Source organism: Lysinibacillus sp. RS11 (assembly GCF_042019215.1).
Lineage (GTDB): Bacteria > Bacillota > Bacilli > Bacillales_A > Planococcaceae > Lysinibacillus > Lysinibacillus xylanilyticus_A.
Window position 1 is genome coordinate 4125001 of record NZ_CP168124.1, and the last position, 17136, is coordinate 4142136.

Annotated in this window: 13 protein-coding genes and 2 rRNA genes (1 of these 15 only partly in view); 3 read left to right on the forward strand and 12 right to left on the reverse strand. The window is 39.5% G+C overall.

The features are described from left to right. The 3 genes from AB9L17_RS21410 to AB9L17_RS21420 all read right to left on the reverse strand — a co-directional run. Positions 1-368: ribosomal RNA gene (locus AB9L17_RS21410) — 23S ribosomal RNA — on the reverse strand; it reaches 2560 nt to the left of the window's first position. Positions 369-550: 182 nt separating this feature from the next. Beyond that, a 16S ribosomal RNA gene (locus tag AB9L17_RS21415) occupies positions 551-2102 on the reverse strand. Together the 16S and 23S rRNA genes form the textbook arrangement of a ribosomal RNA operon. 346 nt (positions 2103-2448) lie before the next feature. Beyond that, complete coding sequence (locus tag AB9L17_RS21420) at positions 2449-3342, reverse strand: nucleotidyltransferase-like protein (protein WP_068986617.1); 894 nt, start codon at positions 3340-3342, stop codon at positions 2449-2451. A gap of 374 nt (positions 3343-3716) precedes the next feature. Between AB9L17_RS21420 and AB9L17_RS21425 the strand changes: the two genes are divergently transcribed. Further along, on the forward strand, positions 3717-4067 hold the full coding sequence (locus AB9L17_RS21425; protein ID WP_068986618.1) for a YgzB family protein: 351 nt from the start codon (positions 3717-3719) through the stop codon (positions 4065-4067). A gap of 27 nt (positions 4068-4094) precedes the next feature. Here the strand turns inward: AB9L17_RS21425 and perR are convergent, their stop codons facing one another. From perR to bcp, 3 genes are all read right to left on the reverse strand, one after another. Further along, complete coding sequence (gene perR, locus AB9L17_RS21430; protein ID WP_068986619.1) at positions 4095-4535, reverse strand: peroxide-responsive transcriptional repressor PerR; 441 nt, start codon at positions 4533-4535, stop codon at positions 4095-4097. A gap of 206 nt (positions 4536-4741) precedes the next feature. Beyond that, on the reverse strand, positions 4742-5686 hold the full coding sequence (locus tag AB9L17_RS21435; protein ID WP_068986620.1) for a D-2-hydroxyacid dehydrogenase: 945 nt from the start codon (positions 5684-5686) through the stop codon (positions 4742-4744). Beyond that, entirely contained in the window at positions 5683-6159 is a 477-nt protein-coding gene (bcp, locus tag AB9L17_RS21440; RefSeq protein ID WP_068986621.1) for a thioredoxin-dependent thiol peroxidase, read from the reverse strand. Before bcp ends, AB9L17_RS21435 begins: the two co-directional genes overlap by 4 nt. 131 nt (positions 6160-6290) lie before the next feature. On the opposite strand from bcp, the gene AB9L17_RS21445 reads away from it, so the two are divergent. Together AB9L17_RS21445 and AB9L17_RS21450 are read left to right on the forward strand one after the other, a co-directional pair. Next, a complete protein-coding gene (locus AB9L17_RS21445) occupies positions 6291-7577 on the forward strand; it encodes a glutamate-1-semialdehyde 2,1-aminomutase (RefSeq protein WP_068986622.1) in 1287 nt (428 codons plus the stop codon). A gap of 278 nt (positions 7578-7855) precedes the next feature. After that, positions 7856-8944, forward strand: a complete 1089-nt coding sequence (locus AB9L17_RS21450) for an FUSC family protein (protein WP_068986623.1) — start codon at positions 7856-7858, stop codon at positions 8942-8944. Positions 8945-9003: 59 nt separating this feature from the next. Here the strand turns inward: AB9L17_RS21450 and nikC are convergent, their stop codons facing one another. The 6 genes from nikC to AB9L17_RS21480 form a co-directional block, all read right to left on the reverse strand. Beyond that, entirely contained in the window at positions 9004-9897 is an 894-nt protein-coding gene (gene nikC, locus AB9L17_RS21455) for a nickel transporter permease (RefSeq protein ID WP_223554855.1), read from the reverse strand. A 15-nt stretch (positions 9898-9912) separates the two neighbouring features. Next, a complete protein-coding gene (locus tag AB9L17_RS21460) occupies positions 9913-10917 on the reverse strand; it encodes an ABC transporter permease (protein ID WP_068986625.1) in 1005 nt (334 codons plus the stop codon). A 484-nt stretch (positions 10918-11401) separates the two neighbouring features. Next, complete coding sequence (locus AB9L17_RS21465) at positions 11402-13018, reverse strand: ABC transporter substrate-binding protein (protein ID WP_068986626.1); 1617 nt, start codon at positions 13016-13018, stop codon at positions 11402-11404. Between the two features lie 21 nt (positions 13019-13039). Further along, a complete protein-coding gene (locus AB9L17_RS21470; RefSeq protein ID WP_068986627.1) occupies positions 13040-14029 on the reverse strand; it encodes an ABC transporter ATP-binding protein in 990 nt (329 codons plus the stop codon). Continuing rightward, a complete protein-coding gene (locus AB9L17_RS21475; protein ID WP_083227121.1) occupies positions 14004-15017 on the reverse strand; it encodes an ABC transporter ATP-binding protein in 1014 nt (337 codons plus the stop codon). The genes AB9L17_RS21470 and AB9L17_RS21475 overlap by 26 nt, the downstream gene beginning before the upstream one ends. Before the next feature lie 312 nt (positions 15018-15329). Beyond that, complete coding sequence (locus AB9L17_RS21480) at positions 15330-17075, reverse strand: ABC transporter ATP-binding protein (protein ID WP_375199770.1); 1746 nt, start codon at positions 17073-17075, stop codon at positions 15330-15332. Positions 17076-17136: the final 61 nt, after the last annotated feature.

Genomic DNA, 17136 nt, shown 5'->3' on the forward strand with positions numbered 1-17136 from the left:
TGCTCTGGCGGACCTTTCCAAGTCGCTTCATCTAACTCGCTCTTTTGTAACTCCGTATAGAGTGTCCTACAACCCCAAGAGGCAAGCCTCTTGGTTTGGGCTCTTCCCGTTTCGCTCGCCGCTACTCAGGGAATCGATTTTTCTTTCTCTTCCTCCAGGTACTTAGATGTTTCAGTTCCCTGGGTCTGCCTTCAAGACGCTATGTATTCACGTCAAGATACTACGCGATTAAACGTAGTGGGTTCCCCCATTCGGAAATCTCCGGATCAAAGCTCACTTACAGCTCCCCGAAGCATATCGGTGTTAGTGCCGTCCTTCTTCGGCTCCTAGTGCCAAGGCATTCGCCGTGCGCCCTTAATAACTTAACCAAGTTATTAAGCCTATAAAAAAAACTTAAAAAATAAATGTGTTTGTTACAATTTCAATGTCGTTTTATCCAGTTTTCAAAGAACAAGTTTTGAAGTATTTCATTCAGAAGAATGAACCTTCAAAACTGAACGCAAAACGTAATCTTACAAACCCTAGGTTTGTATTCCGAAAATATCCTTAGAAAGGAGGTGATCCAGCCGCACCTTCCGATACGGCTACCTTGTTACGACTTCACCCCAATCATCTATCCCACCTTCGGCGGCTGGCTCCAAAAGGTTACCCCACCGACTTCGGGTGTTACAAACTCTCGTGGTGTGACGGGCGGTGTGTACAAGGCCCGGGAACGTATTCACCGCGGCATGCTGATCCGCGATTACTAGCGATTCCGGCTTCATGTAGGCGAGTTGCAGCCTACAATCCGAACTGAGAACGACTTTATCGGATTAGCTCCCTCTCGCGAGTTGGCAACCGTTTGTATCGTCCATTGTAGCACGTGTGTAGCCCAGGTCATAAGGGGCATGATGATTTGACGTCATCCCCACCTTCCTCCGGTTTGTCACCGGCAGTCACCTTAGAGTGCCCAACTAAATGATGGCAACTAAGATCAAGGGTTGCGCTCGTTGCGGGACTTAACCCAACATCTCACGACACGAGCTGACGACAACCATGCACCACCTGTCACCGTTGTCCCCGAAGGGAAAACCATATCTCTACAGTGGTCAACGGGATGTCAAGACCTGGTAAGGTTCTTCGCGTTGCTTCGAATTAAACCACATGCTCCACCGCTTGTGCGGGCCCCCGTCAATTCCTTTGAGTTTCAGTCTTGCGACCGTACTCCCCAGGCGGAGTGCTTAATGCGTTAGCTGCAGCACTAAGGGGCGGAAACCCCCTAACACTTAGCACTCATCGTTTACGGCGTGGACTACCAGGGTATCTAATCCTGTTTGCTCCCCACGCTTTCGCGCCTCAGCGTCAGTTACAGACCAGAAAGTCGCCTTCGCCACTGGTGTTCCTCCAAATCTCTACGCATTTCACCGCTACACTTGGAATTCCACTTTCCTCTTCTGCACTCAAGTCCCCCAGTTTCCAATGACCCTCCACGGTTGAGCCGTGGGCTTTCACATCAGACTTAAAGGACCGCCTGCGCGCGCTTTACGCCCAATAATTCCGGACAACGCTTGCCACCTACGTATTACCGCGGCTGCTGGCACGTAGTTAGCCGTGGCTTTCTAATAAGGTACCGTCAAGGTACAGCCAGTTACTACTGTACTTGTTCTTCCCTTACAACAGAGTTTTACGATCCGAAAACCTTCTTCACTCACGCGGCGTTGCTCCATCAGGCTTTCGCCCATTGTGGAAGATTCCCTACTGCTGCCTCCCGTAGGAGTCTGGGCCGTGTCTCAGTCCCAGTGTGGCCGATCACCCTCTCAGGTCGGCTACGCATCGTCGCCTTGGTGAGCCGTTACCTCACCAACTAGCTAATGCGCCGCGGGCCCATCTTATAGCGACAGCCGAAACCGTCTTTCAGTATTTCACCATGAAGTAAAATAGATTATTCGGTATTAGCCCCGGTTTCCCGGAGTTATCCCAAACTATAAGGTAGGTCGCCCACGTGTTACTCACCCGTCCGCCGCTAACGTCAAAGGAGCAAGCTCCTTCTCTGTTCGCTCGACTTGCATGTATTAGGCACGCCGCCAGCGTTCGTCCTGAGCCAGGATCAAACTCTCCATAAAAAGAAATTTGATTAGCTCAAATTGTTTTGCTGGCATCATGTTTGATGTCCAAAATTTTGTTTCGTTCACTAACTCAAGGTTAGCTACTAAAAACTTTATTGATTACGTTTTGCTTGTTCAGTTTTCAAGGTTCATTTACCATCGCTCGTTTTCGGCGACTTCTTTATATTAACATCTCACTCAAATCATGTCAACAACTTTTTTTAAAAAGTTTTTTTCTTCATTTCCTTGAGTTGTTTTGTTATGTCTTAGCGACAATTAATATAATACAATATCAATATATTAGTCGTCAACAACTTTTTTTAAAAAATATCGAGGTATTTTTTATACCTCGATATTTAGCATACTACAGTCCTTGCTCTATTTCTAGAGCTTCTTTATTTACCTTATAATGACGGTGGAATATCATTTCGCTTTTCGCAACGACAGGTTCAATTTGAATATAGCCTTTATCCACTAAATATTCTATAAACACTTCTAAATCCACTGAATAATTCATAAGCTCATCATGGTCGTGCAATTCCTGAATTGTCCAACTTTCTTTTGCTTGCATTACCTCTAAAATATGTTGAGCGCCGTCTCGAGTACGCGAATGTATTAAAAACTCACTTGCTAAAAACAATAACTCTAATCGTTTTTCAATCGGCTCATTACTCGTTACAAGCTCCTCATATAACTTATAAATCGCCGGCTCGATTTTTTTCACTTGTGCCCAAACAGTTACTTCCGGATAAAGTCCACTATCAATAATGGATAAACGCCCTAAATGATGCAACGAATCTACTACATGATTATAAGCATCAAGATAACTACCCTTATCAAAGTACTCTTTCCCTTCTAAATAACGTCGAATTAATTTTGAGAATTGAATACCCGTTTTAATTTTACGACCGCTAAACGGAAACTCCTGTAATTCAATTTTTAATTTATGAAGAAATTCATTACGATCAAATAATACTCTACCAAAGAAAATCCAATCGACCACTTTTTTATTTGAGCCAATTAGTAACCATTTTCGTATTATTTTCTCACTAACAGTATGTAAAGCTACTTTATTCCCTTCATATACGTAATGTTTCGTAAAGACTGGCTTTTCCGCTTCTTTTACAATAATAAGTAAGACTGTATCAAAAGTATCTGTAACATTACTTTGTTCCTCACGTTTTTCTACTAAAATAACGCCTAATGTATTCGACTGACTTGCACGTTCCTGGTATATCGGACGTAAAACTTGCTCCATGTTCAGCCCTCCTCTATTTGCTTATAACCTTTTATCTTCATTCAGCGGATGTCACGGATTTTCAAAGGAATGAATTTAAGGATGTTAGCCTAAAATCTTCGCATCCTGCGAAAACGGCTAACTGACCTGCATCGGTGCTGCTGTCGCTACGCTTTCGCGCAAAAAACATCTGCAGGACTGAGCACTATTGAAAATCCGGACGAATTGTTGATCTGCGCGAAAGCGCAGCGACAAAACAATTACGCCAAGGCGAAATCGATTTCGTTAAAATTTCGACATACTCTAAAAGTATTCCTTCTTTCTATACTCTCAAAGCTAAAATACTTTGTTCTTATGTGTTATAGTAGATTTTAGATTGGGAGGCAAGATGATAAATGAAACCTTACAAAAGTAAAATTAATAAAATTCGTTCATTCGCATTAGCACTTATTTTTATCGGCTTTGTAGTTATGTATGGGGGAATCTTCTTTAAAAACAGTCCTATTCTAGTATTAATTTTCATGTCCCTTGGTGTACTTTGTATTATTGGTAGTACAGTCGTATATGCATGGATTGGCCTTCTCTCAGCGCGAGCCGTTCAAGTAGAATGTCCTAATTGCCATAAGCACACAAAAGTATTAGGCCGTGTAGATATGTGTATGTACTGCAATGAACCATTAACGCTGGATCCAACTCTAGAAGGAAAAGAGTTCGACCAATCTTATAATAAGCCAAAAAAATCCTAGCCCTTATATAAGAGCTAGGATTTTTCATTACACCTTTGCAGATTCATCTTTACACGATGGACAAGTACCGTAAATCTCTAAACGATGCGAATGCACATCATAGCCTGTTACTTGTGATGCAAAATGTTCAATTTCATCGAGACCAGGATAATGGAAATCGACTATTTTCCCACAGCATTCACAAATCATATGATAATGATCATTTGTAATGAAATCAAAGCGACTTGAAGCATCACCAAATGTTAGTTCTTTCACTAAACCAACTTCACGGAATACGCGAAGATTATTATAGACAGTCGCTACACTCATATTCGGGAATTTCCCTTCAAGTGCTTTATAAATTTCATCCGCCGTTGGATGTGCCATAGATTGAATTAAATATTCTAAAATCGCATGACGCTGAGGAGTAATACGTACACCAGTTGTTTTTAACGTGTCAAGTGCATCCTGTAAATGCGTTGCAGACATCGTCATGCACCTCTTTCATAAATATTATTACTTTATAATAGTTATAAATAGTGTATCGAATTAGACTTACTTCTGTCAACATTCGTACATTTTCTAAATCAATAACATTTAAATATATAGGGACATACGATATCTATTGCTTAATACATTACTGGCCCCATTTTGAAAAATAATGATAAATGCTAAAAAACGATTCTTATACCGCTTCAATAGCCCCTTGATAAATCCATTACATTTTCTAAATCTGTTTCACCACGCAACCACTTCTCTAAACTTGGCTTAAAGATCTCTAAGCTACGTTCAACATATCGGTATGAGTGACTTGAAATATGTGGAGATACAATAACATTCGGTAAAGTCCATAAAGGATGATTAGTAGCTAAAGGTTCTTGTTCAAATACATCTAAAACAGCATAACCAATTTCACCTGATTGAATAGCATGAACCAGAACATTATCCTCTACTAAGTTTCCACGACCAAAATTCATAAATATAGCATCTTTTTTCATCGCTTTAAAATGTTCTTCTTTCAATAAGTGTGTAGTCTCTGCTGTTTTAGGTAATACAGAAATGACAATATCAGCCTTGGGTAACACTTCGATTAATCGATCAAAGCTCACCATGTCATTCATATAAGCCGATTCTTTCCCTGAACGGTTACAGCCTATTGTCGTAACACCAAAAGCTTGCAATAAACGACCTACTTCCGAGCCGATCGCTCCTGGTCCTAAAATAAGTGCTGTACTATCACGCAACTCGGTTTGTTTCGCTTTTTTTGACCATTCGCTTTTCTTTTGCTGCTCATACATCCAAGGCAGTGCACGCTTAATCGCTAAAATATGGGCGAGCATCGATTCTGCCATTGGTGTTTTATGAATGCCACGCACATTTGAAACTAAAATCCCTCGTTCAACAATGGCTTGAGCTGGCATTTTTTCTATCCCCGCTGAAGCTACAAAAATCCACTTAAGATTTATGGCATACTGAATATTTTCATCATTTAAATCTTCACCATATGTTACAAGCACATCTGCTTTTTGTAGCTCATCGTTTGATAAACCATTTTCAAAAATAAAATCAACTTGTGGAAATTGTGCTACCAGTGGTTCGCGTAAGTCTGGTCTTGGTTCAAATGTAAAATAAACTCTCATTGCTTTGCCTCCCATTCCGCTAAATATGTATATACTTCTTCAATATGATTTTTCACACGTACTTTACGCCAAGCCTTTACCAAATTTCCTTCTATATCAATTAAAAATGTTGAACGTTCAATCCCCATATATTCACGTCCATACATTTTCTTCAGCACCCATACTCCATACGCCTCTGCCACTGCATGATCTTCATCCACTAATAATGAAAATGGTAATCCGTGCTTATCTATAAATTTTGTATGCTTTTTTTCATCGTCAGGACTAATGCCAAGTACAACTGCATTTAATTGACTAAAATCTTCATGCTTATCACGGAAGTCACATGCCTCCGTCGTACAGCCTGGTGTCATATCTTTAGGATAAAAATATAAAATAACATTTTGTCCCTTATAATCCGCTAACTTTACAATTTCTCCTTTTTCATTCACAAGGGAAAAATCTGGTGCTTTTTTTCCTTCTATTAAAGTCATATCAATCTCCTCCTCTGTATGATTCATTTTACTCTAAGAAACAAAACAAGTCATATTCCTTAATTTCTTTGGATTTCTTTCACTGATAGGTCTACAATAGATGAAGTATAAAAATTAAGGAGGCAATATATATGAATCACACAAAATCTGAGGCAGTACACGCAGAAGCGCTACAGCATATCGTTGGTGGTGTAAATAGCCCTTCTCGTTCTTATAAAGCAGTTGGCGGTGGCTCACCTGTTGCCATGGTCCGTGGGAAAGGTGCTTATTTTTGGGATGTTGATGGCAACCGTTATATCGACTATCTAGCAGCTTACGGCCCAATCGTTACTGGTCACGGTCATCCACATATCGCAAAAGCAATTACAAACGCTGCTGAAAACGGCACTTTATTTGGTACTCCAACTGAATACGAGGTTACTTTTGCAAAAATGCTAAAAGAAGCAATTCCATCAATGGATAAAGTACGCTTTAATAACTCTGGTACAGAAGCTGTCATGACAACAATTCGTGTCGCTCGTGCTTACACTGGTCGTACAAAAGTTATGAAGTTTGCTGGCTGTTATCACGGTCACTTTGACTTAGTATTAGTAGCTGCTGGCTCTGGTCCTGCAACATTAGGAACACCAGACTCAGCAGGTGTTACAACTTCAACAGCAGAAGAAGTTATTACTGTACCATTTAATAACCCTAAAGCATTTACGGAAGCAATGGATAAATGGGGCGATCAAATTGCTGCTATTTTAATAGAGCCTATCGTTGGAAACTTCGGTATCGTAGAACCAAACCCAGGCTTCCTAGAATTAGTTCATGCAACAGCCAAGGAAAAAGGTGCATTAACAATTTACGATGAAGTGATTACTGCATTCCGCTTCCACTATGGTGGTGCTCAAAACTTATTAGGCTTAACACCTGACCTTACTGCACTTGGTAAAGTAATCGGTGGTGGTTTACCAATCGGTGCATATGGTGGCCGCAAGGAAATTATGGATACAGTTGCTCCACTTGGTCCTGCCTACCAAGCAGGTACAATGGCCGGAAATCCTGCATCCATGCAAGCTGGTATTGCCTGCCTAGAAGTATTACAAACGCCAGGTATTTATGATGAAATGGACCGTCTCGGAGGCATTTTAGAGGAAGGTATCTTGGCTGCCGCGCAAAAACATGATGTAACAATTACTGTTAATCGTCTTAAAGGGGCTCTTACAATTTACTTTACAGATGTGAAAGTAGAAAACTATGAGCAGGCTGAAAACTCAGACGGTGAAATCTTCGGCCGTTTCTTTAAATTAATGCTTGAACAAGGGGTTAATTTAGCTCCATCGAAATATGAAGCATGGTTCTTAACAACAGAACATACAGAAGCAGATATTCTTGAAACAATTAAAGCAGTAGATAACGCATTTTCTCAATTGTAATGATCTAATTACACAAGTCTGATCAACAGTTGCTTTCAAGCTGAAAGGGGCACTTTTGCCTCATCGTGAATAGAGCAATTTAGTGTTGACGAAAACAGCGTCTTCGATTAACTACAACTATAAATGAAAGGCGACTCTCCTAAGAGTCGTCTTTTTCATTTAAATGACATACAAATCTATGTATTTTATGAACACTTCCTTCTATAATGTAAAGAAGCATCAATTATGCCTCGGCATAAAGAAGTTAAAATTTTAGACAGAAAGGACATCCATTTTCTATGAAATTAGGTGCCCGTGTATTTAAAACTGGTGTAGCCATTGTGTTCGCACTATTTATTGCTGAGTTGCTAGAGTTACCTTCACCTGTTTTTGCTGGAATTGCAGCTATCTTTGCGATTCAGCCATCTATTTATCGCTCCTATCAAACGATCGTTGAGCAAGTACAGGCCAATATTATAGGTGCTACCATCGCGGTCATTTTCGGCTTACTTTTTGGTCACCATGTAGTAGCAGTCGGCATTGCCGTCATTACTGCTATTGGCTTAATGTTAAAATTTAAACTTGAAAAATCGTTGTCTCTAGCACTTGTCACAGTTGTAGCAATTATGGAGATTCAGGGTGATGACTTCATTACATTTGGCCTTATTCGCTTTATTACCATTTTAGTTGGGGTGTTAGCAGCATTTGTCGTCAACCTATTATTCCTGCCACCAAAATATGAAGTAAAGCTTTTCCGTAAAATTTACTTTTTACAGGATGATATAATTCGCTGGACGAGACTTGCTGTACGTCAGGCATCTGAACATACGTCTACAAAAGGAGCATTAAGCAAATTTAAGGATCGTATGCAACGAGTTGATACACTGTATGATTTTTATAAGGAAGAGCGTAATTACTTAAAAAATAAAAAGTATGTAAAAGCACGTAAATTGGTCGTTTATCGCCAAATGATCACAACGTCAAAGAAAAGCTTGGAGCTGCTTCAGCGTCTTCATAATCATGAAAATGAATTAGCACAGCTACCAACACAATTTCATTTAATGATTCAAGAGCGACTTGATTTCCTGCTGACTTACCATGAGCAGCTATTGTTAAAATATACCGGGAAATTAAAGCCTGAACATTCAGAGTGGAGTAAAAACATTGATTATGTTCAGCGCAATGAGTTGATGGAAATATTCATTAAACAAATAACGTATGCACATGATGAAGGCGATACAGAATTCTCAAGCTATCACTTGCTTTATATTTTATCGCGTATTTTAGATTATGAAGAAAACCTAGAGCATTTAGATACGCTCATCGTGTCGTATCAGACTCATCATGGTCATGAAATCAATGTGGAATTTGAAGAGGAATTTATTTAGTAGCTAAAATCATACAAAAGGGCGAAGGGTTGGAAATATCCAATACTTCGCCCTTTCTGTTAACTTTTCATTTTTGGGTCAAGTGCATCACGCAGACCATCCCCCATTAGATTAAATCCAAGAACCGTCAACATAATAGCCAAGCCTGGGAAAATCATCGTCCACGGTGCCTTTAATAAATAGATACGTGCATCCGCAAGCATTTTACCCCACTCTGGTGATGGTGCTTGAGCTCCTAATCCAAGGAAACCTAGTGCTGCTGCTTCAATAATCGCTGTCGCTATTGCTAGCGTTCCTTGTACGATGATTGGCGTCATTGAGTTGGGTAAAATATGCGAGAATAAGATTCGTGAATCACGCATTCCAATCGCCTTTGCTGCAACGATATATTCCTCTTCTTTAACACTCAATACTTTCGAACGAATTAAGCGTCCAAAGTTCGGTACATTAATAATCGCAATAGCAATCAATGCATTTTGTAATGATGGCCCAAGTACTGCTACAACTGCAATAGCTAGTAAAATACTAGGGAACGCTAACAAAATATCGAAAATACGCGAAATAATCGTATCAATCCATCTTCCATAATAACCCGCAATAATACCAAGTAAACTACCTACAACCACAGAAAGAATAACCGAAAAAAAGCCTACCGATAAAGAAATACGAGCGCCATGTATGATTCTAGAAAAAATATCCCGACCAAAGTCATCAGTGCCAAACCAATGCTCACTTGACGGTGCTAATAAACGATTCGTTAAATTTTGTTCATTACTACCTTCAGGAGCTATCATCGGACCAAATATAGCAATTAAAATGAAAAATAGTACAATACCTGCACCTACTAGGGAAATTTTGCTCTTTTTAAAGCTACGCCAGCCTTCTCTCCAAGGACCTGACGCACGTTCACGACTTGGTGCTGCCTCTGTTTTTATATTTATCGCTCCAGTCATTATCGCATCTCCCCTCTACTTGTATTTAATCCGTGGATCGATCACTGTATACAGTAAATCCACAATCAAGTTAATCATGATAAAAATAAAAGCAATTACTAAAATACCTGATTGAATAACAGGATAATCTCGGAAGCCAATGGCATCATAAATATAACGACCAATTCCAGGCCAGCTGAAAATTGTCTCTGTTAAAATTGCACCACCAAGCAATAAACCTGTTTGCAAACCGATAACTGTTAACACTGGAATCACTGCATTTTTCAAAGCATGTTTATACACTACAATAAACATTTTTTGTCCCTTCGCCCGTGCTGTACGTACATAGTCAGAGCGCATGACTTCAAGCATCGACGACCTAGTGATCCTTGCGATAATCGCCATCGGAATTGTCGCAAGTGCCATCCCCGGCAATACTAATCTCTTTAAAACCTCAATAAATTGATCAAAGCGTCCTTGTATAAGCGTATCCAGTAAATAAAAATGAGTAATGGAAGTTATCGGATCTCGTACATCCTCTCGTCCAGACGTTGGAAACCAACCAAGCTGATTACTAAAGGCCCACTGTTCCATCAAACCAAGCCAGAAAACGGGCACGGACACCCCAACTAAAGCAACAACCATTACTACATAATCAAACCAGGAGTTTTGAAACCATGCCGAAATAATTCCAGCGTTCACTCCAACTACCACTGCGATAATCATTGCAAATAGTGCGAGCTCAGCTGTTGCTGCTAAATATGGAATTATTTCCTCGGAAACAGGTAACTTAGTTCGTAGTGATATCCCTAAATCCCCCTGAAAAATGCCACCTAAATAACTAACATATTGCGTATACCATGGCTCATCTAATCCTAAACTTGCGTTTAATGCTTCGACCGCCTCTTTCGTTGCCTGTTGCCCTAAAATTACTTGCGCTGGGTTACCAGGGATTGCACGAATTAACATAAAGACGATAAAAGTCATTCCAAGCAAAACTGGGATTAATTGAAATACACGTCTTCCCATATAGTGAAGCATCTTCTTCACCCCTCTGTTATTTTCATAATATACTTTTGCATCAGGTATATTGATTAATCGTTTTTGTCCACTTTTTTAAATTAGAGGATTGTCACCATAATGTGGGGTTGATTTCCGTTCCGACTGGGCGCTTTCCTGGGGGCGTCCGATGAGCCGCTTCGCTTCGCTCCAGGGTCTCGGGGCAACAGGATGTTGGTCACGAAGGCGTTATCACAGGACGTGATGGTTTTAGCCTTCGTTCCTCTGACGCTGATCCCCAAGGAGTCGCCCTGTCTCCACTCCAATCAACTTATATACATGGCGTTTTAACAATGGCATTCCCAACTTTTGATGATGCGTCACATAAAAAAATAACTCTAGCCTACCAAAAAACGAGTATTTTCATATAATTCTTTAGTAAAAAGAATCTGCGAGATTTCTACGGCTTACCCGCAGAAAAGCAAGCAGATTCTTCTAAATCCATATTAAAATAGAATTCTACTATCTACTGCATATCTACTACATCTAAACGGTCAGAACCTGTTGGATGTGCAATATAGTTTGTAACTTTAGTGTTCCCAGCTAAAATTGGAGTAGAGTGAGCAAGTGGAACCCAAGGAGCATCCTTAGAGATAATCTCTTGAGCTTGCTTGTAAAGTTCATTACGCTTGTCCTCATCCATTTCTGTTTGTGCAGCCACTAATAGTTTGTGTAGTTCTTTGTTGTCATAGAACGTATAGTTGTTAGAGCCAATATTATCACCGTCTAATAAAGTGTAAAGGAAATTATCCGCATCTCCGTTGTCACCTGTCCAACCAAGTAAGAACGCATCCGCCTCTCCATTTTCCGCCTTATCTAAATACGTAGCCCATTCAAACGTTACAATCTTAGATTTCATACCAACATCTGCTAAATTCTTTTGAATAGCTTCCGCAATTTTTTGACCATCAGGCATGTACGGACGTGGCACAGGCATAGCCCATAGTTCGATTTCTTTACCATCATAGCCTGCCTCAGCTAATAATGATTTTGCTTTTTCTGGATCATATTCATAGCCTTTAACCTCATCGTTGTAGCCTGCAATTAATGGAGGCATTGGATTTTTTGCTGGCTCACCTAATCCTTCAAAAAATGCATCTACTAATGCTTGTTTATCGATTGCATAGTTTACTGCTTGACGGACTTTTACATTATCGAACGGTGGACGTGTTACCGTTAGTCCAAGATAGCCAACATTCATAGATGGACGTTCGATTAATTGTAAATTTGCATTGGATTCGATTGAAGCTTTATCTGAAGGGCTTAGGCCATCAGCTACATCAACCTCACCATTATTTAGAGCATTTAAGCGAGCTGAGTTATCTGGGATTGAACGGAAAATAACTTTATCTATTTTCGGTAAATCTGCAATACGGTAATCAGGGTTTTTCTCAATTGTGATAGAATCATTTCGTTTCCACTCTACAAATTTGAATGGACCAGTACCTACTGGATGATCTTTAAGTGCCTCATCATTCTTTTCAAATGCTGCTGGTGAAGCAATAGCAAATGGTGACATCGCTAAGTTTTTCAAGAACGTTGCTTGTGGTTGAGCTAGTTTAAAAATAACTGTATAATCACCTTCTGCAGTAATTGATTCAACTATTTGCTTCCCACCCATAGTAAATTGAGAGTGGTAGTATGGGAATTTATCAGCACCAGCTTTCCAGCGCTCAAAATTTTTCACGACTGCTTCAGCATTAAAATCAGTACCGTCATGGAACTTAACCCCTTCTTCAAGTTGCATCGTGTACGTTAGACCATCCTCTGAAGGTTCCCAAGATTTTGCTAGACCTGGTTGCAATGTTACATCTTTCTCTCCAAAGTTAATTAGAGTCTCATAGATGTTAACCGTAACTTTAAACGATTCACCTTCTGTCACTGTCGCTGGATCAAGAGCAGTTGAATCTCCACCACGACCATATACTAATGTTTTTGGTTCACCACTACTAGCTGTATCGCCACCAGTTGAAGTATCTTTACTACCCGTATCCTTAGTATCTGAGCCACCACAAGCAGCTAAGATTGTCGAGAGAACAAGGATAAGCATTACACCCAGAGTCCAAAGCTTCTTTTTCTTCATTGATTTTCCCCCTAAGTTTTTTTATATCATTGAATGTTGGATTGCGGGATAAAGATGGCAAGCAACATAATGACCCGGCTTCACTTCTTGCATTTTTGGAACTTCTTGAGAACATTCTTCCTTTTTAAAAGGGCATCTCGTATGGAAAGTGCAACCACCTGGCGGATTTGAAGCACTTGGAATATCTCCAGAAATAATGAGCTGTTCACGTTCAAACGTAGGATCTGGAACAGGTACCGAGGATAGCAGTGCCTGTGTATAAGGGTGAAGTGGCTCAGCATATAAATCCTCGCTAGCCGTAAGCTCTACTAACTTCCCTAAATACATCACACCTACCCGATTACTAATATGGCGTACAACCCCCAAATCATGGGAGATAAAAATATAAGTTAACTTCAGGTCCTTTTGTAAGTTTTGCAATAAATTCAATACCTGGGCCTGTATGGACACATCGAGTGCAGAAACGGGCTCGTCCGCAATAACCATACGAGGATTCGTCATAAGTGCACGGGCAATACCAATACGCTGTCTTTGACCACCACTAAATTGATGTGGGTACCGTTTCACATGGTATTCATTTAACCCTACGATTTCGAGAAGCTCTAAAACTTTTTGTTTCCGTTCCTTTGCATTGCCTATTCCATGAACAATAAGAGGCTCCTCTAATATTTTCCCAATATTATGTCTCGGGTTAAGAGAGGCATAAGGATCTTGGAAAATCATTTGAATATCCCTACGTGCTTTACGCATTTCGTTGTTGGATAATTCTGAAATCATTTTGCCTGCAAATTCAATTTTCCCCTCTGTTGGCTCAAGTAATCGCATTAAGAGTCGACCAGTAGTTGATTTGCCACATCCCGACTCCCCTACAATGCCTAAGGTTTCCCCTTCAAAAACCTCAAAGGAAACATCATCTACTGCCTTTACATCACCAACCTGTGTATTAAGGATGCCTTTCCGAATCGGAAAATACTTTTTTAAGCCATCAACCTTCAATAACACTTTCGACACGTTGCTCCACCTCCTGTTTCCCTAGTAAAAAACATCTGGATTTATGCTGCTCTGCTGCTTCATATAAAGGTGGTGTTTCTTGTACACAACGATCCATCACAAATTCGCAACGCGCTGCAAAACGACAGCCTACCTGAACACTTCCTGGTTTTGGTACACTACCCGGTATAGAGTAAAGATTGTCCTTTTTATAACGCATATCAGGTACAGATTTAATAAGTCCTTGTGTATAAGGATGCTTCGGATTTGCGAATATCTCTTGAATAGGCGCCTCCTCTACAATCTGACCAGCATACATGACAATTACACGCTCGCATGTTTCTGCTACAACACCTAAATCATGTGTTATTAATAACACAGCTGTATTTAAACGTTTATTTAAATCTTTCATAAGCTGCAAGATTTGAGCTTGAATCGTAACATCTAATGCAGTAGTCGGTTCATCAGCAATTAATACCTTCGGATCACAGACAAGTGCCATCGCAATCATAACCCGTTGTCGCATTCCACCTGATAATTGATGAGGATAATCTTTTAATAATTCCTCAGCACGCGGTAAACCTACAAGCTTCATAATTTCTACTGCCCTTGCAAAGGCTTTCTTTTTCGACCACTTCGGATTATGAATTAAAATCGCCTCTTTTAGCTGGTCTCCAATAGTAAATAAAGGATTTAAGGATGTCATAGGCTCCTGAAAAATCATCGCCACATCTTTTCCACGAATTTTCTGCATTTGTTTATCAGATAATGTCGCGAGATTTTTGCCATCTAATAGTATGTCTCCACCCGTTATTTTTCCTGGTGGTGATGGTATTAATCCCATAATAGATAAAGAGGTGACACTTTTACCGCTTCCTGATTCCCCTACAATCCCTAAAATTTCTCCCTCATGTACAGAAAAATCAATATCATCTACGGCAGGAATTTGTCCATCATCTGTAAAAAAGGTTGTCTTTAAACCTTTTACTTCTAGCAACTTTTTCCTCATGATCAATCGCCCCATCCTACCTATATTTTACTTAATTACATCTGCCCTAAAAAACCTACTCTAACTATCACTTTTTTCTATATTTTCAGATAATTCTATCTAAAAAATATTACTCTTTCAATCATTATTATTCTTCAATAAACATAAATTTTCTACATCATTCGATTTTTGTATTAATAATATCTTATTAAACGAAAGTAATTTATAAAGATAACAAAAAAATAGCCTCCCATTTACATTTAAATGGAAGACTTTTTATAGTTTATTTACTATTAACGCATATGCATCCTCAGAGTCTTTAACTTGAATATCTCAATCTAAATGTTGCACTTGGAATAAATTGTAGTATGTCCCCTCTTTTTGCATTAATTGCTCGTGTGTACCACTTTCAATTAATTGTCCATGATCGATAACAAGAATTTTATCAGCATGTGTAATTGTAGAAAGTCTGTGAGCAATAATAATTGTTGTACGCTCATGCGCAAGTGCATCTAGTGATTCTTGAATAAGCGCTTCACTTTCTAAATCCAATGCAGAGGTTGCTTCATCTAGTATTAAGATAGGTGGATTTTTTAAAAATACACGAGCGATCGCTACTCGTTGCTTTTGGCCACCTGATAACTTCACACCGCGTTCCCCGACCTTTGTGTCATAGCCATTTGGCAAGCTCATTATAAAATCATGTGCATTTGCCGCCTTGGCAGCAGCAATGACCTCTTCATCAGACGCATCTGGCTTGCCCATTAAAATATTCTCTTTTACTGAATCACTAAACAAGATATTATCCTGTAGAACTATGCCAATTTGTGAGCGTAAAGAATGTAAAGTTACATCTTGAACATCATATCCATCAATACGCACTGTCCCATTTGTTGTATCGTAAAAGCGTGGAATCAAACTAATAATGGTTGATTTACCTCCACCGCTCATACCAACAAACGCTACTGTCTCTCCAGCATTAATAGTGAAATTAATATTGTTTAAAATTTGTGAGCCATCAGCTTCATATTGAAAGTTCACATTGTCAAAGCGGACCTCACCATTTGCCCGAGGTAGCTCTAACGCATTCGCCTTGTTTACTACTTCATATGGTTCGTCTATTAATTCAAACATTCGATCCATCGATGCAATGGACTGTGTTAACATCGTTGATGAACTTACAAGACGACGGAGTGGACCATAAAGGCGTTCTATATAAGCAATAAAGGCAACCATCGTTCCAACTGAAAGAGAACCATTAATAACCTGATAACCTGCATAAGCAATTACTAAGAGAGGTGCTACATCCGTGATTGTATTTACTACTGCAAAGGATTTAGCATTCCATTTTGTATGGTCCAGTGCCTTCTCTAAAAATTCACCATTTGCTTCATCAAATAATTTTTGTTCATGTTTTTCTAGTGTGAAGCTCTTAATAATGCTCATTCCAGCTACACGTTCATGTAAATAACTTTGTACACCTGCAAGTGCTTGCGAACGTTTACGTGTCAAAGACCGAAGTTTACCAAAGAAGTACTTCACACTAAATGCATAGAACGGGAATGCAACTAGTGCTACTAGCGTCAGCTTAACATCCATGGCAAACATAATACCGATAGCAATAACGATTGTCGCAAGATCGAGCCAAATATTCATTAAGCCTGTCATGACAAAGGTTTTTGTTTGTTCCACATCATTAACAACTCTTGAAATAACATCGCCAGCTCTTGTATTTGCATAGTACCTTAAACTTAGTCGCTGTAAATGCGCATATATTTGTTGTCGAATATCAAAAAGCACTTTGTTACTAACATGTTGAGCAAAATATTGACGGTAATATTCAATCGGTGGTCGAATAATAAAGAATACAATGATCGTACCACCTAACCAGTAAAACAGCTCTTTCGTTTTCTCAGCATCCGTTAGATTGTCTGCAGCGATTATATCATCTAACACAATTTTTATGAGTAACGGGATAAATAACGGAATTGCAAATTTCACTATACCGATTAATATTGTTAAAATAATTTCCAATGTATATGGTTTTACAAACTTCATATAACGCTTTATGCTACCCAATCCATTTCACATCCTTATCAAAAAGCCTCATGGCAAAAATTGAGTATCTCATTACGTGATT